Origin of the sequence: Clostridium sp. (assembly GCF_050717515.1) — a bacterium.
GTDB lineage: Bacteria > Bacillota > Clostridia > Clostridiales > Clostridiaceae > Clostridium_AD.
Window position 1 is genome coordinate 91,569 of sequence record NZ_JBOITL010000042.1, and the last position, 20,666, is coordinate 112,234.

Consider the following 20,666-nt stretch of genomic DNA (forward strand, 5'->3'; position numbering starts at 1 on the left):
TATCATCTTTTATGTGGAGGGAAAGTGTTATTATGCAAGACAAAAAAAATATTGGAGATTTTGGTTTATTTTCAACTTTAGTGGTAGCGATGGTAGGTATAGGAATATTTTCTTGTCCAAAGGAAGTAATAGATAAAGTAGGTAGTGACGCTTGGATAGTTACTCTAACTTCAGGAATAGTAATTTTTTTATTACTATATCTTATATACTTGGTTATGAAAAAAAATGATTTTCAAGATCTTACTAATATATTACAGAATAATTTTGGTAGATTCCTTGGAGGGGTATTCGCTATTATTTTTGCAATTTATAGTATATTTATTGTGTCTCTTGGGATGAGAGAATTTGTTGAAGTAATTAGACTATTTTTATTAAGGCGGACTCCGTCAGAATTTATATTGATGACCACTATTTTAACAGGCACCTATTTAGTTAGAGGCGAAATAGGTGATTTAGTTAAATTTAATGAGATTTCCTTCTGGATTATGTTCATTCCAGCTTTTGCAGTATTCATACTTATCGCAATAAATGCAGACTTTACAAAGCTATTACCAGTACTTAATAATCAACCTAACAATTACTTTAGTGCTTCTAGATATGCACTATTATGTTTTGGGGGATTTGAAATAGCCTATCTTATTCTTCCTTATGTTAAGAATAAGAAAAATTCATCCCGTGTTCTAAGAAAGAGTATTATGTTTGTATCGATTTTTTATATAATTGTAATGATACTTGTTTTAGCTGTGTTTTCTAAAGCACAGAGTAGGATTTTATTATGGCCAACTATTTCTATGATCAGGTCTTTATTTATACCGGGCACATTTATAGAGCGTTGGGAAGGAATAGTAATGGCACTGTGGATACTTTTTTATTTCACTACCTTTGTTAACACCTATTTCTTTTCCAGTGAGATTGTAAAAAATGTATTTAAATTAAAAGATATTAAAATTTCTTCGCTTTTAATTATGCCTATTATTTACGTCATAGCATTATACCCAGAGAATATAGCAGAAGTTTATACGCTTCAATTCAAAACTGCTCCTGTTCTATGCACTGCTATATTTGTTTTTGTAATCTTACCCATACTTATACTGCTCATGGGTAAAGTTAAGGTTAAACGTAAAGGGAGGAGGAGAAGTACAGATGAAATTTAAGGTGGGTTTACCCATTATCCTAAGCTGCGTTTTACTTAGCGGATGCTGGGATAAAGTAGAAATAGATAGGCTTAATTTCATATCTACTATAGCTATTGACCCAGGACAAGATATTGGTAAAGAAAAGGAGTTAAAAAGCATTAACTCAAAAGAGCCCTTTGCTGAGGGGCAGATTAAAAAAATTAATGTAACCTATGGATTTCCAGATATGAGTATGCTAGGGGCTGGGAAAAGTGGAAGCGCGCAGGAAAAATACATTAATACCCAGGCTTACTCTATGGAAGATGCATCCTCAGAAGCTATGGCTAAAAGTAGTAGGGACATATATATGGGGCATACTAAGCTACTTATATTAAGTAGCAATTTATTAGAATATAAAGATACTGTGAAAGAGATAGTAGATTATCTGCAAAGGAATCCTAATATAAATAGGATGATGGATATCGTTGTCTCGGATGGCAAAGCTGAAGACTATATGAAATTCAAACCTATGACGGAAAACAGCACTCAATATTATATTTCTGGACTTATGGCTAACAGTAAAAGAAATTCAAGGATTATGAGCATAAATTTAAATGAATTCCTTATTCTTTTAAGTGAAAATGGGAATGCGTTATTGCCTAGAATAACTTTAGAAAAGGAAAAAAATGAATTGATTTTAACTGGTGCAGCTATAATTAACAATTATAAATTAAAAGGATATTTTACTCCATTAGAACTAATGGACATACAACTTCTAAGTGGTAAGTTTAACATTGGAAAGAAAGTTATTTACATTGATGGACACCCTGTTGATTATATAATCAACGGATATGAAAGGAAAATCAGGGTGGAGGAAGAAGGGGATAAGTTAGTCATTAATATAGATTTAGGCCTAGAGGGGCAGATAAATGGATACTATGTAGATAAGAAAATACTGGGAAAAGAGGAACTGAAAATTTTGCAGAATACTTTTAATAGCTCAATTAGTGTAGAGTGTGAAAAAATCATGAAAATTGCTATAGGTGAATTTGGAATAGACCCCTTTGGTGTGCGCGAAAATATTGAAAAGTTTAAACCCTCTTTATGGAATAAAATAGAAAAGGATTGGATTGACAAATATAAAAGTGCAATAGTTAAGGTTACTGTTAATACTGAGATAAGAAGAATCGGAGCAGTTCAGTGAATATAATTACACAATATGGTAATAATTCTAATATAAATTATTGTATTCAGGGGGGATAACCATGAAAAAATTTATATTAACCAGTATTACTATAATTATTATAATCTCCATAGTTTTAAATGGCAGTAACGTAGCTACGCAAGCTACTCAAAGTGATATTGCTTGTAAACTTATAAGATTTCATGTAATAGCTAATAGTGATAACAAAATAGATCAAGGGCTAAAATTAAAAGTAAGAGATTCTGTTTTAAAATATGTATCACCAAAACTTGTGGATTGCAAAAATATATATGAGTCAAGAGAAATTATAAATAATGAAGATAAAAATATTAAAAAAATTGCTCAAAATGTTATAAATAAAAATGGATTTAAATATTCAGTATCTACAACCATGTCACAGGAAAATTTTCCAGTTAAAACTTACGGAAATATTACTTTACCTCAAGGAAAATACGAAGCTTACAGAATAATTATTGGAAGCGGTAGCGGTCAAAACTGGTGGTGCGTTATGTTTCCACCATTATGCTTTGTGGATATTACAAAAGGAAATGTATCCTACCAAAAAACTGAGAGTGAAATGAAACAAGTATTATCAGATGATGAATATAAGTTTGTAGATAATACTGTAAATGACAACAATAAAATAGTTGTGAAATTTAAACTATTAGAAATTTTTAATAAATTATTTAGTTAAATAAAATATATAGAAAACTACTAGTAGATACCAAGCCATAATTGGTATCTACTAGTGAGGAATTCCAGGAGGGAAATATATGAAAATGCTAAAGAAAAGAATATTGTATACAAGTGCTGTAACTATAATTGTTGTATTTTCAACTACTTTTGCTATACTAATGTTTTTGGAACGGTTAGATTATAGAAATTATCTTCAAGGACAATACAGTAAAAATATGTATGAACTTATAAGCTCTGTACAAAACATAAGAATAAATCTAGGCAAAGCTGCTATTGTGGGTTCTAGAGAACAGAGTATAGTGGTGTTTGAAGAAGTTTTCAGATATTCTGCTACTGCAAACGATAAATTACATTCCTTGCCAATAGAACAATCAGTTGTTGGGGACACTAGTGAATTTTTAACTCAAGTAGGAGATTTCTGTTATAGTTTAGCCAAAGCAACATCGGAAGGAAAGGAACTGAGTGTTAAGGAATATGGAGTAATTGACGAATTAGAAAGGCAATCATATACACTCCAAGAACAATTAAATGGAGTGCTTTCTGATATAAATGATGGTAAAGTGAAATGGGGAGAGATTAGAAAAAAAAGTACTTTTGCATTTGCAAAAGTAGGGGATGATCTTGTAAATGAAAAATTTAAGGGTATACAAAAACAAATAGTTCAATACCCAGCACTAAATTATGATGGGCCTTTTTCTGATAATGTGTTAGAAATAAAGCCTAAAATAATGTCTCAAAAAGAGGTAAGTCAAAGTGAAGCAGCTAAAACAATAAAAAATATATTTGGCGAAGATAAAATAGAAAGCATAGAAAATAAAGCAGTACAAGGGAAAACCAGGATACCATCCTATACCTTTTACGTGATGTTTAAAGGGCGAGATAAAGGAGAACCTAAAACAGTAATAGAAGTAAGTAAAAACGGAGGAAGAATAGTATATTTATTAGATAATAGGACTATAGGGAAAAAAGCTATAGATATTAATAAGGCAATAAAAGGTGGAAGTGTGTTTATTGGTAAAATAGGATATAAAAATATGGAGCCTACCTATGCGCTAAATTATGAAAATACAGCAGTAGTAAGTTATGTATATAATCAAGGCCAGGTAGCTGTTTATCCAGATCAAGTAAAGCTTAAGATTGCACTAGACGATGGTAGTATTATAGGAATAGAATCTGAAAAATTTTTAGTGTCTCATGTTGAAAAAAGACAAATAGTTAAGCCTAAGATAACTGCAGTAAAAGCGCAAGAAAGAGTTGGTAAGCGTCTGAAAATTAATAAAATCAGCTTGGCGATTGTACCTACTGAGATGAATAAAGAGGTTTTATGCTATGAATTTTTAGGCTCATATAAGGAGAAGAACTTTATAGTATATATTAATGCTGACACTGGGTATGAGCAAAAAATAATGGAAATAATCGATACTCCTAATGGGAAATTAACTATTTAGATATATAAGGGCTAAGAGGTTGCAAAGGCTGCCTTGTTAAAGAGAGGATATATTGCATAATGTGCACATATATCCTCTCTTCTATTGAATTATTTTAGATTTACCATTATAATTTGGGGTGGACTTAGGATTTAGAGCTTAAAAATTAAAATACAAAGTAATAGATAAAAATGATATAATATAATAATGAATTTATTTAGTAAACTTATGTTTTTATTATTCATAAACTAGTTATTATGGTTATAAGGAGAGATGATAGATGAAAAAGAAAATAGCAGTATTATTTGGCGGACAGTCTACAGAACATGAGGTTTCTAGAGTTTCAGCAACAGCAGTATTGAAAAATATTGATCAAACAAAATATGACATATACCCTATTGGAATAACCAGAGATGGGTTATGGTTTCAATATACCGGAAAATTAGATAACATAGAAAGTGGAGAATGGGAAAAGGACCAATTTTTTAAAGTGCCGCAGGGACAAAAGTTTTTATTTAATAAAGACGTAGATGTAGTATTTCCGGTATTGCATGGACTTTTTGGAGAAGATGGCACTATTCAAGGTATGTGTAAATTATTAGATGTTCCTTGTGTGGGACCAGGGGTGATGTCTTCTGCTATTTGCATGGATAAAATATACACAAAATATTTATTAGAAAACTTTAATATTAAACAAGCGGATTACGTGGTAATTAATGCACATGAATATGCAAAAAATAAAGATATATTAATAGAAACAATAGAAAAGAAGTTGGGCTATTGCGTATTTATTAAACCATCTAATAGCGGGTCCTCTGTTGGTATAACAAAAGCACATAACAGAGAAGAGCTTATACTAGGAGTAGAAGAAGCACTAAAATATGATAGAAAAGTTTTAGTTGAAAAGGCTATAAATGCAAGAGAAATAGAGGTGGCTGTACTGGGAAATGATTACCCAGAAGCATCTATACCAGGAGAAGTAATACCAGCCAAAGAGTTTTATGATTATGAAGCTAAATACAAAAGCGAAGCATCTAAAATTTTAATACCAGCAACACTTAGTGAAGCTAAGCTACAGACGATTAGAGAGCAAGCTATAAAAATTTATACAATACTAGATTGTGCGGGTATGGCAAGAGTGGATTTTTTAGTAGATAAAGAAACGGAAGATATCTATTTAAATGAGGTTAATACTATACCCGGGTTTACTAAAATAAGTATGTACCCTAAAATGTGGCAAGCCACAGGAAAGACTTATGGTCAGCTTATTGATGAGCTTATTGAACTGGCTATAGAAAGAAACAATAAATAATAGTTTTATTAGTATCTAATAAAATTTAATAATAAAAGGAGGAGTTTTATGACAACAGCTTTAGCTATGGTTTCTGGAGGCCTGGATAGCATCCTTGCAGCAAAACTTGTAAAAGATCAGGGTATAGAAGTTATAGGCATATGCTTTAGATCATACTTTTTTAATGAAGAAAATGCATTAAAAATGGTTAAACAAATCGATATACCCTTAGTAATTGTAGACTTTTCAGAAGAACATTTTGCGATGGTGAAAGATCCAAAACATGGTCATGGTAAAAATATGAATCCTTGTATCGACTGCCACGCTATGATGATGAGATATTGTGGAGAGTTATTAGAAAAATATCATGCGGACTTTATCATAACAGGCGAAGTTTTAAATCAAAGGCCTATGTCTCAAAATAGGTCAGCTTTAGATATAGTGAAAAATGAATCTGGAATAGGACATAAAATTTTAAGGCCCTTATGTGCTAAAAATCTTAAACCAACTGAAATGGAGATAGATGGTTTAATAGATAGAGAAACTCTTTTGGATATAAGTGGTAGAAATAGAAAAATCCAAATGGAACTAGCAGAAAAGTGGGGGATTAAAGACTATCCGTCGCCAGCTGGCGGTTGTAAACTTACGGAGCCAAATTATTCTGTAAGACTTAGGGAACTCATAGAGCATAAAGAGGGTGCATCTAAAAATGATCTAGACTTATTAAAAATAGGAAGACATTTTAGGTTATCTAAAGATGCTAAAATTATATCTACTAGAACGCAGGAAGAGGGAGAATTATTAAAACCGCTTTTAAGGTCTGAAGATTTAATATTCCAAACTAGTGACTACAATGGTTCTACCATTGTTATAATTGGCAAAGCCACAAATGAAGATATTGAGTTGGCGGCTAAAGTTTCAGGAAGATATTGTAAGGGTAAGGACGAAAAAATTATATCTGTTAATTATGGCAAATATGGTGAACCTTTAAATAATTCTATAGAGATAGTGCCTGCAACAGAGGAAGAAATAAACAAATATATTTTAAATTAGTGAGGAGCAAGATTATGAAGAAAAATGCAGTAATTTCAATTGTTAGCAAACAGTCTGACAATGAAGAGGTTGGAGATGCTATTGAGGTAGTGACACCTGGCGAATTTTATAAAAAAGATAATTGTTATTATGCTATATACGAAGAGACGGAGATTTCAGGAATGAAGGGAACTACTACAACATTAAAAATTGATGAAGAACATTTTACCCTTATAAGAACTGGAACTACTAATACAGAAATGAAATTTAAAAAATATGCAAGGGATTTAACGCTGTACAATACGCCTCATGGCGCGTTAGACCTAACTGTAGATACTAGGGAGTTAAAGATGAACGTGGATAGTAATGGTGGAGATGTATTTATAGATTATGATATGATAATAGGAAATCAACAAATTTTAAGTACAACTTTGAAAATTAGTATTAAAGCACAATAGTAATTAAGGGGCTGTGCCAAAAGCCAAGTTTCTGTGATTTTATAGAATATAAATTACATTTTAAATGAAAAAAGCTATGAAATATAGGCTAAACACCTTAATTTCATAGTTTTTATTTGTTTAGATTATTTATTTTGTAATAACAATTTTATATAATAAAATTCTCCAAAAAAAAGAAAACCAAAAAAAACACTGGTTAATGATAAAAAAGTGTGATAAGATATTATTATTGTTTTTGAAAATAAATATACCAGTTTACTATACGATTCTATTTATAGGGTAATTTCTATTATAGAGTTATAAACAACATCTGTCAAGCTATATTTAGAAAAATAAGTATAAATTTTTTAAGGGTATTTATAGAGGTATGTATTAACAATATTAGAGGAAAATAAGAATATATAAGTAAAGTAGGAAATAAAACATAGGAGGAACAATTATGAGCACTAAGTACATATTTGTCACAGGTGGGGTAGTCTCATCTCTAGGAAAAGGAATAACAGCAGCATCCTTGGGTAGGCTTTTAAAGAATAGAGGATTAAAGGTTTCTATTCAAAAATTCGACCCGTATTTAAATGTAGACCCAGGCACCATGAGTCCTTATCAGCATGGAGAGGTTTTTGTTACAGATGATGGAGCGGAAACGGATTTGGATTTAGGACATTATGAGAGATTTATTGATGAAAATTTAAGTAAGAGTAGTAATGTAACTACAGGAAAAGTATATTGGTCAGTTATATCAAAAGAGAGAAGAGGAGACTATTTAGGTGGTACAGTACAAGTGATACCGCATATAACTAATGAGATAAAAGAAAGAGTTTATAGAGTGGCTAAAGAAAAAGATGTAGATGTGGTTATAACTGAAATTGGTGGAACTGTTGGAGATATTGAGTCACTACCGTTTTTAGAGGCTATAAGACAGGTGAAATATGAAGTAGGAATAGAGAACGTTTGCTTTATTCATGTTACATTGGTGCCATATTTAAAAATGGCAGGAGAACTTAAAACGAAACCTACTCAACATTCTGTAAAAGAGCTTAGAAGTATAGGCATTCAACCAGACATTATAGTATGTCGTTCTGAAAAGGAAATATCTGATGATATGAAGGCTAAAATTGGGCTATTTTGTAATTTAGAAGCAGACTCAGTAATTCAAAACTTGGATGCTGAGAACTTATATGAAGTACCGCTTATGCTTCATAAAGAAGGCTTAGATACTCTAGTGTGTAAAAAATTAAAACTAAATTGCCACGAAATAGATAATGCTGCGTGGATTTCCATGGTAGGTAGATTAAAGAATTTATCTGGAAATGTGAAAATAGCATTAGTTGGTAAATATGTGGAACTTCATGATGCATATATTTCTGTTGTGGAAGCATTAAGTCATGGAGGTCTTCATAATGATGCTAATGTAGAGATTAAATGGGTAGATGCTTGCGATGTAACTTCACAAAATGCCGGCGAAATATTAGGGGATGCTAATGGCATATTGGTTCCAGGAGGATTTGGTGACAGAGGAATAGAAGGAAAAATAGAGGCTACAAGATATGCTAGAGAAAATAAAGTGCCATTTTTCGGGATATGCCTTGGTATGCAATGTGCGGTTATAGAATATGCAAGAAATGTGGCAGGCCTAGAAGGAGCTAATAGTTCAGAAATTGATGTAAAGACTGAGTATCCTGTAATAGATTTAATGCCGGATCAAAAGGATATAGATGAAAAAGGTGGCACTATGAGACTAGGGTTATACCCATGTAAATTAACAAAAGATTCTAAGGCCCATGAGGCCTACAATGATGAAGTGATATATGAAAGACATAGACATAGATATGAATTTAATAATGAGTATAGGAAAACAATAACTGATGCAGGACTTTTGTGTACGGGAACAAGCCCTGATGAAAGATTAGTAGAAATAGTTGAAATTAAAGATCATCCTTGGTTTGTTGGAGTTCAGTTTCACCCAGAACTTAAATCTAGACCTAATAAGCCACATGCACTATTTAAGGATTTCATTAAGGCGTCATTAGAACATATTAAATAATATTAAAATATATCCTATAAAGTAGATAAATAAAAGTCTATTTTATAGGGTATTTTTATGTAATTTAAAATAAAAACAATATGATTTTAAGCGGATGTGAAAATTCACATAAAATATACTAAGTAACAGTAAACGTGAAAAATATCTATGTGATTCAACTCTATTGTATACGTAAACATTAGATGCTAAGATAAAAACATCAAAGTGCTAATCATTAAAAAGTATATGAGATTCTGATTATGAAGAAATAAATACGAGGAGGAAAAAAATTATGATGCAGAAAATCCAACGTTTTGGTGGAGCCATGTTTACGCCAGTATTATTATTTTCATTTTCAGGACTAATGGTTGCTCTAGCGATTTTACTTAAAAATCCTGATATAGTAGGTTCGATAGCAACAGAAGGAAGTATGTGGTATAACATATGGTACATAATAGAACAGGGAGCATGGACAGTATTTAAGCAATTACCATTGTTATTCGTATTAGGGCTTCCAATAGGACTTGCAAAAAAGAATCAAGCTCGTGCTTGTTTAGAGTCATTTGTATTATACACTACCTTTAATTATTTTATGGCAGCAATGCTTAAATTATGGGGACCAAGTTTTGGTGTGAATTATTCATTAGAAGTTGGTGGCACAAGTGGACTAGCGATGATATCAAATATAAAAACCTTAGATCTAGGAATGGTTGGAGCAATACTAATTGCGGCTATTGTTGTATATTTGCATGACAGGTTTTTTGATACTGAACTGCCAGATTATCTAGGAGTATTTAAAGGTTCATCACTTGTATGTATAGTAGGATTTTTTGTTATGATTCCTGTAGCATTAATATTATGCTTCATATGGCCTAAGGTTCAAATTGGAATTGGTTCAATGCAGGGATTTTTAAAGACTTCAGGAATAGTGGGAGTATGGGTATATACATTCCTAGAGCGTATTTTAATACCAACAGGGTTACATCATTTTATTTATACACCATTTATATTTGGACCGGCAGTTGTTAGTGATGGAATAGCAGCTTATTGGCCTGCTCATATAAAAGATTTCTCAACTGCAGCTCATACATTGAAACAAATGTTCCCTCAGGGAGGATTTTCATTACATGGATTATCAAAGGTTTTTGGGTGCATAGGAATAGCAGCAGCTATGTACGCAACAGCAAAACCATCAAAGAAAAAAATTGCAGCGGGGCTTTTAATACCAGCAACATTAACAGCGGTACTTGTAGGAATTACTGAACCACTTGAATTTACATTTTTATTTGTTGCACCAGTATTGTTTTTAGTACATGCATTGCTTGCAGCAACATTATCAGCCACATCATATGCATTTGGAGTATCAGGAAATTTTGGAAATGGATTAATAGACTGGGCAGTTCAAAATTGGATTCCGTTATTTAAATATCATCCAAGAACTTATATAACCCAAATAGTAATAGGACTAATATTTACAGCAATTTACTTTATTGTTTTTAGATTTTTAATACTAAAGTTTAATTTCAAAACTTTAGGGCGTACAAATGATGAAGATGGTGAAGAGAAATTATATAAAAAAGCTGATTATAAAGCTAAAAAAGATGGAATAAAAGAAGATTCTAGGGATATTAAAGCGAAAGCATTTTTACAAGCATTAGGTGGAAAAGAGAATATTCAAGATGTAACTAATTGTGCTACAAGACTTAGGGTTACAGTAAAAGATCCATCTTTAGTTCAGGAAAGTAAGGTTTTCGTAAAATTAGGGGCTCATGGACTTGTTAATAACGGAAAAGCGGTGCAAGTTATAGTGGGGTTATCAGTACCACAAATAAGAGAAAGATTTGAAGCACAATTATAAAATTTTAGGAGGAATATATGATGAAAAAATTCTCAGTAGTAATAGCAGGCGGTGGAAGTACATTTACACCAGGAATAGTATTAATGTTACTTGCAAATTTAGAAAGGTTTCCTATCAGAAAGATAAAATTTTATGATAATGATCCAGAAAGACAAGGAATAGTAGCAAAAGCTTGCGAAATAATTTTAAAAGAAAAGGCACCAGAGATAGAATTTGAAGCAACAGTAGATCCCCAAAAAGCGTTTACAGATATAGACTTTATAATGGCTCATATTAGAGTTGGTAAATATGCAATGAGGGAATTAGATGAAAAAATTCCACTGAAATATGATGTTCTTGGACAAGAAACTTGTGGACCAGGAGGAATTTCATATGGAATGCGTTCAATTGGTGGAATAATTGAAATTATAGATTTCATGGAAAAATATTCGCCAAATGCTTGGATGTTAAATTATTCAAATCCAGCAGCTATAGTTGCAGAAGCTACTAGAAAGTTAAGACCAACTTCAAAGATATTAAATATATGTGATATGCCAGTTGGAATAGAAGAACATATGGCTAAAATAGCTGGATTAAATTCAAGAGCAGAAATGGAAACAAAATACTATGGATTAAATCATTTTGGCTGGTGGACAAGTATTACTGATAAAAAGGGAAATGACTTAATGCCAAAGATAAAAGAGCATGTTGCAAAACATGGATATAACATTAATGATGAAGAATTTAAAGAGACAGAAGATAGCTGGACTGACACATTTGGAAAGGCAAAGGATGTATTTGCAGTAGATCCAACCATGCTGCCAAACACATATTTAAAGTATTACCTGTTCCCAGACTATGTTGTGGAACATTCTAATAAAGAGTACACTAGAGCAAATGAAGTTATGGATGGAAGAGAAAAATTTGTATTTGGAGAATGCAGAAAAGTAATTAAGCAAGGATCTACAAAGGGATGCGAACTTCATATTGATGAGCATGCATCATATATAGTTGACTTAGCAAGAGCTATTGCATATAACACTAAAGAAAGAATGTTATTAATAGTAGAAAATAAAGGAGCTATTGAAAATTTTGATAAAACTGGAATGATAGAAATTCCATGTATAGTAGGTAGCAATGGACCAGAACCACTTGTAGTTGGAACTATTCCTCAATTCCAAAAGGGGTTAATGGAGCAACAAGTTTCAGTAGAAAAATTAACAGTTGAAGCATGGGCAGAAGGTTCATACCAAAAATTATGGCAAGCAATCACATTATCAAGGACGGTACCAAGTGCAAAAATTGCGAAACAAATTCTTGATGATTTAATTGAAGCGAATAGAGAATATTGGCCAACATTAAAATAAAAATATATTTAATATTATAACACCCTAGGTGAGGATTTAATAAGGCACATTAACCAAGATAACAGATAAGTTTCCTGTTTGTTTTGGTTAATGCGCCTTATATATTAGTAAATTACATTTATTTCATACACTAATTATATAAAACTTTGTTATAATTTAAGATAATTAGGTGGTGAGAGTAATGAGATTTGAAGAAATAATAAACAATAATTATTCTAAGCTAAATGAAAATGACTTATACATTTTAAAAATCATATGCAGTAATAAAAAAGAATGTAGTAACTTAACAATTAATAATCTTGGTGATAAATGCAATGTTTCAAGAACAACAATTTTAAGGTTTACGCAAAAATTAGGATTTAAAGGATATAGTGAATTTAAAGTTTTTTTAAGATGGGAGGAAGAAGAGGAAGAGGATAATGAAATAGAGAAGGATTATGTTAATAAATTCTACTTAGATTTAGAAGAAACAAAGAAGAATTTAAAAAGGAAAAACCTTTGGGAAATATGTGAATTGCTATATAAGGCGGATAGAGTATTTATTTATGGAACAGGAATGACTCAAAAAGCTATAGCAAAGGAGATGCAAAGAACATTTGTAGCATCGCGCAAGTATTTCTATGTTATAGAAGGAGATACAGAGATGCAGACATTGCTTTCAGATATAACACAAAAAGATGTAATAATTTTAATAAGTTTATCTGGCAATGGAGATGTTTTAAGAGAAATAATAAATAATTTAAATTTGAGTGGAGTTAAGTACATATCAATGACAAAATTTAGCGATAATATAATAGCAAGAAATACTAATTATAATCTATATATTTCTATTACACCTATAAATGTATCAAAGGATAGAATTCATGAACCAACAGCGCTATTCTTCCTTTTAGTAGATATATTATTTAGAGAATACATAAACTATGTTGAAGAACAATCTGTAATTATGGAGGATAATATTGATGAATGAGACCCAGTTTTTATAAAATGGTGTCAAAAAATGATGAATCTCCATATTTTAAATATATCATATAGAGTGGACAAGCGAAAAAGTCTAATCTATAGGGTTTTTTAGACATCATCAGCAAACCCTAATGAAATGGGGAAATTTTTAATTTATTTATTTAACTTAAATAGCCCAACTAAGGAATAGAATTATTAATTCTATTCCTTAGTTTCTATTGCTCATGGAATCTTATAATGCAAGAGCCTTGAATAATATGATAATTTCCAAAAATAAAATTACTAATACTTTCAATTTAAATTAAGCAGGAATTTTACGAAATTTATAGAATTTAATATTATAGACATTAATAACTTTTATCAATATTAAAATAAATCGAATGAAAAATATGGGGGTGGAAAAATTGATACTCGATACTAATATTGCTATGGCTTTAAAGGATTCTAATGGTCAATATAAGGTGGAAGAACTTACAATATTTGAAATAGAGAGTATGAGGACTAAATTTCCACGTCTATATGTTAAAGTGCATAAAAGTAATGAAATATTAATTGAAGTTAAATGCTGTCTATGTGGCGAGTATCATTCTTATCATTATAATATTAATGAACTTTTAAAAACCAATATGGTCATAGGTGGATGTGAGCAATTAGCATTACCTATATTTTTCATTGGTAAAAATGAAAAAGTTATAAAAAAAGTAAATGAACATAGACAGATTACAGAGAAAATTTATGCTATGATATAAAATATATTAATAAATAGACAAACCTTTACGGGATTTAATATAGTGGATTAAAGTTTTAAAATAGGATATACTTAAAAAAGTATATCATTTCAAAAAATTCATTGGATAGCAAATACGTTTTTTAATTCCCATGATATTTATTAAATAGATATTATATATAATATACCCTTCGGAGGTGCAGATTTTTGATAAACAAAGATTTTGAAAATATGACAGTAGTTGAGCTACGGGAACATTGCAAAGAACTTGGTGTTAAAAACATTTCTAAATTTAAAAAGAGTGAGTTAATAGAGGAAATAAAGAGGATGACGCCAGTTTCAGTGCAAAGAGATGGAGTTATTTTAAAAGAAAAAATAAGTCCTAAAATCACTTCTAAAGTTCAAGATGACATTATAGAAAATTCAGAGGCACAAGTCACAAATAATCCAATTCAGACTGAGAAAACTCCTGATAATGAAGACATTGATACTGGTTTTAAAAATCAAAATGAAAATAAAAAAGAAAAGTTACAGGAAATGATAAATGAATCAGGATCAGCAAGAGGAGTTCTAGAAATAATTGAAAATAATAGTTATGGTTTTCTAAGAGGGCATAATTATTTATCAGGTCAGGACGATATTTATGTTTCTCCTTCTCAAATTAGAAGATTTAATTTGCAAACAGGCGATGAGGTAGAAGGCAAGGTTAGAACACCTAAAGAAGGAGAAAAATTCAAAGCATTATTGTATGTACAGGGAGTAAATGGAGAAAATCCTGATAGAGCGGTAGGTAGAAAACCTTTTGAAAAGTTAACTCCTATTTACCCAACACAAAGGTTGACACTGGAAACCACTCCAACTGACTTGTCTTCAAGAATGATGGATATTATTTCTCCTATAGGTAAGGGTCAGAGAGGCATAATTGTTGCACAACCAAAAGCAGGGAAAACAACACTTCTTAAAAAAATCGCTAATAGTATCTCTATAAATCACCCAGAAGTAAAATTAATTGTTGTTTTAATAGATGAGAGGCCAGAAGAAGTTACTGATATGCAGAGATCTATTAAGGGCGAAGTTATTTATTCGACTTTTGATGAAGAACCAGATCATCATACAAAAGTCGCTTATATGGTACTTGAAAGAGCTAAAAGAATGGTTGAACAAGGCCAAGATGTAGTTATTCTATTAGATAGTTTAACTAGACTTTCTAGAGCATATAATTTAACTGTAACCCCTTCAGGAAGGACACTATCCGGAGGCCTTGACCCTAGTGCGCTTTTGATGCCAAAGAAATTTTTTGGAGCGGCTAGAAATATTGAAGAGGGAGGAAGTTTAACAATTCTTGCTACTGCACTTATAGAAACAGGAAGCAGAATGGATGATATGATTTTTGAAGAATTTAAGGGCACAGGAAATATGGAAGTTCACTTAGATAGAAAACTTCAAGAAAGAAGAATATTCCCAGCCATTGATATTTATAAGTCAGGAACAAGAAGAGAAGATTTATTGCTTACTAAGATTGAAATGGAAACTATATATAATCTAAGAAAGATAATGTATAGAGAAGGTAATGCTACAGGAGTAACAGAAAAACTCCTAAACTTAATAGCTAAAACTAAGAATAATAGAGAATTTTTAGAAATGCTAAACAAGAATTTTGAAGTATTGGCTAGATAATATAATAATATAAATGAAAAAATGGAAAAGATAATTAAATCTTTTCCATTAATATATTATTCTGCGTCATTTTCTACTTCGTTCTTTAAATTGAATTTTTTCATGAATCTGTCTACTCTTCCACCAGCATCAATATTCTTTTGCTTTCCAGTGTAGAATGGATGGCAGTTAGAACATACGTCTACTTTAAGTTCTTGTTTAGTAGATCCTGTAATAAAAGTGTTTCCACATGCACATTTAACAACTGTGTCTTTATGGTATTCTGGATGTATTCCTTCTTGCATATTTTTCACCTCTTTCAAAAAATAGATATATACCCGTATTGTCAACTATTCAAGTTTATCATATAATTGATTATTAAGTCAATAAGAATAAAATTAAATTTGACTTTATTATATAGCTTATATTTGATAAAATACATGTAGTAAGTTTTTTTTATAATATTGGAGGTAAAAGTATGTATGGACCAAAAAACCATGGTTGGGTGGAAGTAATTATAGGACCTATGTATAGTGGTAAGTCTGAAGAACTTATACGTAGAATAAGAAGAACAAAAATTGCAAAGCAAAAATTACAAGTTTTTAAACCGGAAATTGATAATAGATATAGCAAGGTAGACGTGGTATCTCACTGTGGAGAGAAGGAAGAGGCTGTTCCAGTTAAGGATAGTGCATCGTTATTAGCCCTATTAGAAGCAGATACACAAGTTGTTGCTATTGATGAGGTTCAATTTTTTGATCAAGGTATAATTGATGTAATTACTACACTCGCTGATAATAATAAAAGAGTTATATGCGCGGGACTAGATATGGATTTTAGAGGGGAACCTTTTGGGCCTATACCTGCACTTCTTGCTGTAGCAGAATTTGTGGATAAAATCCAGGCTATTTGCGTAGTGTGCGGTAATCCTGCGACTAGAACTCAACGTTTGATCGATGGAAGGCCAGCTAAATATGAGGATCCTATTGTATTAATTGGGGCGACGGAATCCTATGAGGCACGTTGCAGAAAATGTCATATTGTTCCTAGAGAAGGGGTGTAACTATGGCTAAAAATGTTAATGTTGGAGGTCAGGCAGTAATTGAAGGAGTTATGATGAGGGGGAGTAATGGCATTGCCACTGCGGTGAGAACTGTCGGAGGGGAAATCGTAGTGGAAAAAAAATGCTATACATCCTACACTAAAAAGAATAAATTTTTTGGATTACCCATAATAAGAGGATTTATTTCACTAATTGAATCCTTAGTTATAGGTGTACAAACTTTAAATTATTCGGCTTCTTTTTTCGAAGAAGCGGGCGAAGCTTCAAAATTAGATAAATGGATAGAAAAAATATTTAAAGAGAAAAGTAATGATGTAATTATGGGAATATCCCTTGTTATTTCTCTAGTTATATCTATAGGGTTATTTTTTATTTTACCAACCCTGGTAGCTAATGTTTTTAGCAAAATGGGTACAGGCAACATAGGCATGAATATTGTAGAAGGAATTATTAGGGTTTTAATATTTCTACTATATGTGTATCTTATAGGAAAAATGGAGGATATTAAAAGAGTGTACCAATATCATGGTGCAGAACATAAAACCATATTTTGCTATGAAAACAATGTTGAACTAACTCCAGAAAATGCAGCTAAATTTGGGAGATTACATCCAAGATGTGGCACGAATTTTTTATTTTTAGTTATGATAGTTAGTATAATAATGTTCTCTTTTACTGGTTGGAATTCAATTGGGGAGAGAATAATGTATAGGATTATACTTCTGCCACTAATTTCAGGCGTAAGCTATGAAATTATTAAATGGATGGGAAAAAGTCAGGGCTCATTAGCTAAAATTCTTTCTTATCCAGGACTTAAGCTGCAGAATTTGACTACAAGGGAACCGGATTTGTCACAACTCGAGGTGGCAATAAAAGCTCTTAAAGTAGCGGAGGGTATTGAAGATTAATTAGAATGGTGATTATGAAGGGCGGTGGCAAGTAATGAATATAGGAGAAATACTTCTTAAGTCCTATGGAATTTTAAAAAATGTTGGCATTGAGAGCTATTTGCTAGATTCACAACTTTTACTTGGTAGGGTTTTAAATGTGGATAAATTGTTCATAATGACTAATAGAGGTTTTGATCTTAACCACCAAGAGGAAAATGAGTTTTCACGGCTAATCCAGCTTAGAAAAAGTAAGATGCCTATAAAATATATTCTTGGGGAATGTGAATTTATGGGTATGAAATTAATAGTAAAGCCTGGAGTTTTAATACCAAGGCCTGATACTGAAATTTTAGTTGAAGAAGTAATTAAGCATATAAATGAAAAAGCTTATACGCAGGTGTGCGATGTTTGTAGTGGAAGTGGAGCTATTGGCATAGCCATAGCTGAATTTATTAAAGGTGCAAAGGTAACGCTTTATGATATATCTTATGATGCAATAGCTGTGGCAAAATTAAATATAGAAAGATTTGATTTGGAAAGTAGGGTCAATGAGCAGCACAGCGATTTATTGCAAAGTGCTATACAGCAAAATAAGAAATTTCAAGTTGTGGTCTCTAATCCTCCTTATATAAGAGAAGCGGTTATACCTACTTTAATGGAGGATGTAAAAAATTATGAGCCCTACATAGCCCTTAGTGGTGGGGAGGACGGTTTGAAATTTTATAGAAGAATTACCCAGGAAAGTTTGCAGGTTTTAGAAAAGGGTGGACTTTTAGCTTTTGAAATAGGATATGATCAAAGAGAAGAAGTTCAAGATATTCTTTTGAAATCAGGATTTAAGAGTATAGTATGTATTAAAGATTTATCGGGGAATGATAGGGTTGTTAAAGGCATTTTAATGGATTAGGATACTTTAGTGAGTTAGGGCGTCTTGTGAATTAGAGCAATAAAGTAGAGTAAGTCCATAGTTATGTTAATTTGTATACTATACATAACTATGGTATAATATTAGGATGTGAAAATATATATACGGAGTGATAAAAATGTTAGATAGGCTTGAGTTTACAGAAAGTAAATATGAAGAAATTACAATGAAAATTGGCGACCCTTTGGTTATTGCTAATCAAAAGGAATGGCAAAAACTTTGCAAAGAGCACGCAGAATTGGAAATAGTAGTTACAAAATATAGAATATATAAAAAAGCTAAAGAAGATTTAGAAATAAACAAAGAAATGCTTAAAGACGAATCAGATAGAGAAATGAAAGAGATGATTCAAGATGAAATAAAAGACTTAATTCAAACTAAAGAAACTATGCAGGAAGAACTTCGAATTTTGCTTTTGCCCAGGGACCCTAATGATGAAAGAAACGTGTTTGTTGAAATTAGAGCGGGTGCAGGTGGAGATGAAGCAGCATTGTTTGCAGCAAATCTATTTAGAATGTATACAAGGTATGCAGAGCGTAATAAATGGAAAGTTGAAGTAATGAGTGCTAATGAAACTGATATTGGTGGATTTAAAGAAGTGGTATTTATGGTAAAAGGTGAATCTACTTATAGCAAATTTAAATATGAAAGTGGAGTACACAGAGTTCAAAGAGTTCCAGACACTGAGTCCAGTGGAAGAATTCATACATCTACTGCAACTGTTGCTGTACTACCAGAGGTTGACGACGTAGATATTGAAGTTAGTGCTAATGATTTAAAGATAGATGTGTTTAGAGCATCAGGTAATGGAGGACAGTGTGTTAACACAACAGATTCAGCAGTAAGAATGACACATATTCCTACAGGCCTTGTAGTTTCTTGCCAGGATGAAAAATCCCAGTTAAAGAACAAAGAAAAAGCTCTAAAGATATTAAAATCTAGATTATTTGATAAAGCTGAGGCTGAAAGATCTGCAGGGATAGCTGAGGAAAGAAAAAGTCAGGTAGGTACGGGAGATAGAAGTGAACGAATAAGAACTTACAACTATCCTCAAGGAAGGGTAACGGATCATAGAATAGGCTTAACGCTGTATAGACTGGAAGCTTTTCTTGATGGAGATATAGATGAGATGATGAATACATTAATAACTGCTGATCAAGCAGAAAAGATGAAAGCAATGGGGAATAATGATTAGAAATTACTTTGTGCATATGAAAATATATTAGTAGATTTACTGGTTATTTATTTAAGTGTGCTTTCGTAAAAACTTATTATTACAAGTGAAAGGTGAGAGTAATGAATATAAATAAAGCCATTAGAAAGCAAAAAAAAACTTATAAAGGGTTTATGCTATCGATGTGCTTTATTTTTGTTTTATTACCTATTATGTTAATAGTGTCAAAGATTGCAAATGCATACCTTGTAATATATTTAGTTTGCAATGAGCTGCTTATTGCTATTGTTGTGATTCTTAGATTTAATGAAGAATATATTGATTTCAAACTGGAAGGGTACAAAATCAGTATATGGTGTGGAATTGCAAAAGTTAAATTTATTATTGTATGCAAAAAAGTTGCTTTTGTTCATACTGAGGATCAGGGCAAGAACTTAGAGCTTATTATAATAACAAAATCTAAATTTAGAAACAAAAAAATTCATCTCATAGATATATACTTTTTAAAAAATCACCCCTATGTAGCACAGATGTATAATAAAATTAAAATCGAAAATCCGGAAGAAACGTATTTCTATATTATAATTAAACATGGTGGATTTAAGAAATATATTTTATTAGATGACTTATATAGATCTTGTGTTGGCGCAATATTTTCAGACGATGCTATAGAGAAAATTAAAGAATATAGAGAATACGGCATAAACCCCCACTGATGGAATAAAATTATATATAGAGAAATAAGTAGAGTGCATAAACGCTTCTATACTTTATTCTCATATGGAATTGTAAGACATAGGATTATAATTCTATAGAAG

At 31.4% G+C, this 20,666-nt stretch carries 19 protein-coding genes; 18 read left to right on the plus strand and 1 reads right to left on the minus strand.

The genetic code is table 11. From position 1 onward, the window contains the following. The first annotated feature begins 32 nt into the window (after window positions 1–32). The 13 genes from ACREV6_RS24740 (at window position 33) to rho (ending at window position 15,817) form a co-directional block, all read left to right on the plus strand. Window positions 33–1,154: a GerAB/ArcD/ProY family transporter gene (locus ACREV6_RS24740; protein ID WP_431580709.1), complete on the plus strand. Its 1,122-nt coding sequence runs from the start codon at window positions 33–35 to the stop codon at window positions 1,152–1,154. Next, window positions 1,144–2,319 (plus strand): Ger(x)C family spore germination protein, encoded by a 1,176-nt coding sequence (locus tag ACREV6_RS24745; RefSeq protein ID WP_431580710.1) that lies wholly within the window; start codon window positions 1,144–1,146, stop codon window positions 2,317–2,319. The genes ACREV6_RS24740 and ACREV6_RS24745 overlap by 11 nt, the downstream gene beginning before the upstream one ends. Before the next feature lie 61 nt (window positions 2,320–2,380). Beyond that, on the plus strand, window positions 2,381–3,013 hold the full coding sequence (spoIIR, locus tag ACREV6_RS24750) for a stage II sporulation protein R (RefSeq protein WP_431580711.1): 633 nt from the start codon (window positions 2,381–2,383) through the stop codon (window positions 3,011–3,013). A 79-nt stretch (window positions 3,014–3,092) separates the two neighbouring features. Beyond that, window positions 3,093–4,463, plus strand: coding sequence for a germination protein YpeB (gene ypeB / locus ACREV6_RS24755; protein ID WP_431580712.1), 1,371 nt, complete (start codon window positions 3,093–3,095; stop codon window positions 4,461–4,463). Between the two features lie 259 nt (window positions 4,464–4,722). Further along, on the plus strand, window positions 4,723–5,754 hold the full coding sequence (locus ACREV6_RS24760) for a D-alanine--D-alanine ligase family protein (RefSeq protein WP_431580713.1): 1,032 nt from the start codon (window positions 4,723–4,725) through the stop codon (window positions 5,752–5,754). A 48-nt stretch (window positions 5,755–5,802) separates the two neighbouring features. Then, window positions 5,803–6,786, plus strand: coding sequence for a tRNA 4-thiouridine(8) synthase ThiI (locus tag ACREV6_RS24765; RefSeq protein WP_431580714.1), 984 nt, complete (start codon window positions 5,803–5,805; stop codon window positions 6,784–6,786). Window positions 6,787–6,800: 14 nt separating this feature from the next. Next, a complete protein-coding gene (locus ACREV6_RS24770; RefSeq protein ID WP_431580715.1) occupies window positions 6,801–7,223 on the plus strand; it encodes a YwiB family protein in 423 nt (140 codons plus the stop codon). Window positions 7,224–7,662: 439 nt separating this feature from the next. Further along, on the plus strand, window positions 7,663–9,267 hold the full coding sequence (gene pyrG, locus ACREV6_RS24775; protein ID WP_431580716.1) for a CTP synthase: 1,605 nt from the start codon (window positions 7,663–7,665) through the stop codon (window positions 9,265–9,267). 271 nt (window positions 9,268–9,538) lie between these two features. Beyond that, window positions 9,539–11,104, plus strand: a complete 1,566-nt coding sequence (locus tag ACREV6_RS24780) for an alpha-glucoside-specific PTS transporter subunit IIBC (RefSeq protein ID WP_431580717.1) — start codon at window positions 9,539–9,541, stop codon at window positions 11,102–11,104. A 20-nt stretch (window positions 11,105–11,124) separates the two neighbouring features. Beyond that, window positions 11,125–12,450 (plus strand): 6-phospho-alpha-glucosidase, encoded by a 1,326-nt coding sequence (locus ACREV6_RS24785; protein ID WP_431580889.1) that lies wholly within the window; start codon window positions 11,125–11,127, stop codon window positions 12,448–12,450. 181 nt (window positions 12,451–12,631) lie between these two features. After that, complete coding sequence (locus ACREV6_RS24790) at window positions 12,632–13,420, plus strand: MurR/RpiR family transcriptional regulator (RefSeq protein ID WP_431580718.1); 789 nt, start codon at window positions 12,632–12,634, stop codon at window positions 13,418–13,420. A gap of 397 nt (window positions 13,421–13,817) precedes the next feature. After that, on the plus strand, window positions 13,818–14,162 hold the full coding sequence (locus tag ACREV6_RS24795; RefSeq protein ID WP_431580719.1) for a hypothetical protein: 345 nt from the start codon (window positions 13,818–13,820) through the stop codon (window positions 14,160–14,162). A gap of 185 nt (window positions 14,163–14,347) precedes the next feature. Continuing rightward, a complete protein-coding gene (rho, locus tag ACREV6_RS24800) occupies window positions 14,348–15,817 on the plus strand; it encodes a transcription termination factor Rho (protein WP_431580720.1) in 1,470 nt (489 codons plus the stop codon). Window positions 15,818–15,873: 56 nt separating this feature from the next. Here rho and rpmE read toward each other — a convergent pair whose 3' ends face one another. After that, window positions 15,874–16,101, minus strand: a complete 228-nt coding sequence (rpmE, locus tag ACREV6_RS24805) for a 50S ribosomal protein L31 (RefSeq protein WP_431580721.1) — start codon at window positions 16,099–16,101, stop codon at window positions 15,874–15,876. Between the two features lie 173 nt (window positions 16,102–16,274). Here rpmE and ACREV6_RS24810 point away from each other — a divergent pair, with 173 nt between their 5' ends. The 5 genes from ACREV6_RS24810 to ACREV6_RS24830 all read left to right on the plus strand — a co-directional run bounded on the left by ACREV6_RS24810 (window position 16,275) and on the right by ACREV6_RS24830 (window position 20,564). After that, complete coding sequence (locus tag ACREV6_RS24810; RefSeq protein ID WP_431580722.1) at window positions 16,275–16,859, plus strand: thymidine kinase; 585 nt, start codon at window positions 16,275–16,277, stop codon at window positions 16,857–16,859. Between the two features lie 2 nt (window positions 16,860–16,861). Further along, window positions 16,862–17,767: a DUF1385 domain-containing protein gene (locus tag ACREV6_RS24815; protein WP_431580723.1), complete on the plus strand. Its 906-nt coding sequence runs from the start codon at window positions 16,862–16,864 to the stop codon at window positions 17,765–17,767. 34 nt (window positions 17,768–17,801) lie between these two features. Then, the gene (prmC, locus tag ACREV6_RS24820; protein WP_431580724.1) at window positions 17,802–18,656 is read left to right on the plus strand and encodes a peptide chain release factor N(5)-glutamine methyltransferase; all 855 of its coding nucleotides are present in this window, start codon (window positions 17,802–17,804) and stop codon (window positions 18,654–18,656) included. Window positions 18,657–18,792: 136 nt separating this feature from the next. After that, complete coding sequence (gene prfA / locus ACREV6_RS24825; protein ID WP_431580725.1) at window positions 18,793–19,869, plus strand: peptide chain release factor 1; 1,077 nt, start codon at window positions 18,793–18,795, stop codon at window positions 19,867–19,869. 101 nt (window positions 19,870–19,970) lie between these two features. Next, the gene (locus ACREV6_RS24830; protein ID WP_431580726.1) at window positions 19,971–20,564 is read left to right on the plus strand and encodes a hypothetical protein; all 594 of its coding nucleotides are present in this window, start codon (window positions 19,971–19,973) and stop codon (window positions 20,562–20,564) included. Window positions 20,565–20,666: the final 102 nt, after the last annotated feature.

Bases quoted from the DNA above. Each gene is read 5' to 3' on its own strand.
- ACREV6_RS24740 (WP_431580709.1), top strand. From the start codon at position 33: ATGCAAGACAAAAAAAATATTGGAGATTTTGGTTTATTTTCAACTTTA.
- ACREV6_RS24815 (WP_431580723.1), top strand. From the start codon at position 16,862: ATGGCTAAAAATGTTAATGTTGGAGGTCAGGCAGTAATTGAAGGAGTT.
- ACREV6_RS24790 (WP_431580718.1), top strand. From the start codon at position 12,632: ATGAGATTTGAAGAAATAATAAACAATAATTATTCTAAGCTAAATGAA.
- ACREV6_RS24780 (WP_431580717.1), top strand. From the start codon at position 9,539: ATGATGCAGAAAATCCAACGTTTTGGTGGAGCCATGTTTACGCCAGTA.
- ACREV6_RS24765 (WP_431580714.1), top strand. From the start codon at position 5,803: ATGACAACAGCTTTAGCTATGGTTTCTGGAGGCCTGGATAGCATCCTT.
- ACREV6_RS24770 (WP_431580715.1), top strand. From the start codon at position 6,801: ATGAAGAAAAATGCAGTAATTTCAATTGTTAGCAAACAGTCTGACAAT.
- ypeB (WP_431580712.1), top strand. From the start codon at position 3,093: ATGAAAATGCTAAAGAAAAGAATATTGTATACAAGTGCTGTAACTATA.
- ACREV6_RS24760 (WP_431580713.1), top strand. From the start codon at position 4,723: ATGAAAAAGAAAATAGCAGTATTATTTGGCGGACAGTCTACAGAACAT.
- spoIIR (WP_431580711.1), top strand. From the start codon at position 2,381: ATGAAAAAATTTATATTAACCAGTATTACTATAATTATTATAATCTCC.
- prmC (WP_431580724.1), top strand. From the start codon at position 17,802: ATGAATATAGGAGAAATACTTCTTAAGTCCTATGGAATTTTAAAAAAT.
- ACREV6_RS24745 (WP_431580710.1), top strand. From the start codon at position 1,144: ATGAAATTTAAGGTGGGTTTACCCATTATCCTAAGCTGCGTTTTACTT.
- rpmE (WP_431580721.1), bottom strand. From the start codon at position 16,101: ATGCAAGAAGGAATACATCCAGAATACCATAAAGACACAGTTGTTAAA.
- prfA (WP_431580725.1), top strand. From the start codon at position 18,793: ATGTTAGATAGGCTTGAGTTTACAGAAAGTAAATATGAAGAAATTACA.
- ACREV6_RS24785 (WP_431580889.1), top strand. From the start codon at position 11,125: ATGAAAAAATTCTCAGTAGTAATAGCAGGCGGTGGAAGTACATTTACA.
- ACREV6_RS24830 (WP_431580726.1), top strand. From the start codon at position 19,971: ATGAATATAAATAAAGCCATTAGAAAGCAAAAAAAAACTTATAAAGGG.
- ACREV6_RS24810 (WP_431580722.1), top strand. From the start codon at position 16,275: ATGTATGGACCAAAAAACCATGGTTGGGTGGAAGTAATTATAGGACCT.
- pyrG (WP_431580716.1), top strand. From the start codon at position 7,663: ATGAGCACTAAGTACATATTTGTCACAGGTGGGGTAGTCTCATCTCTA.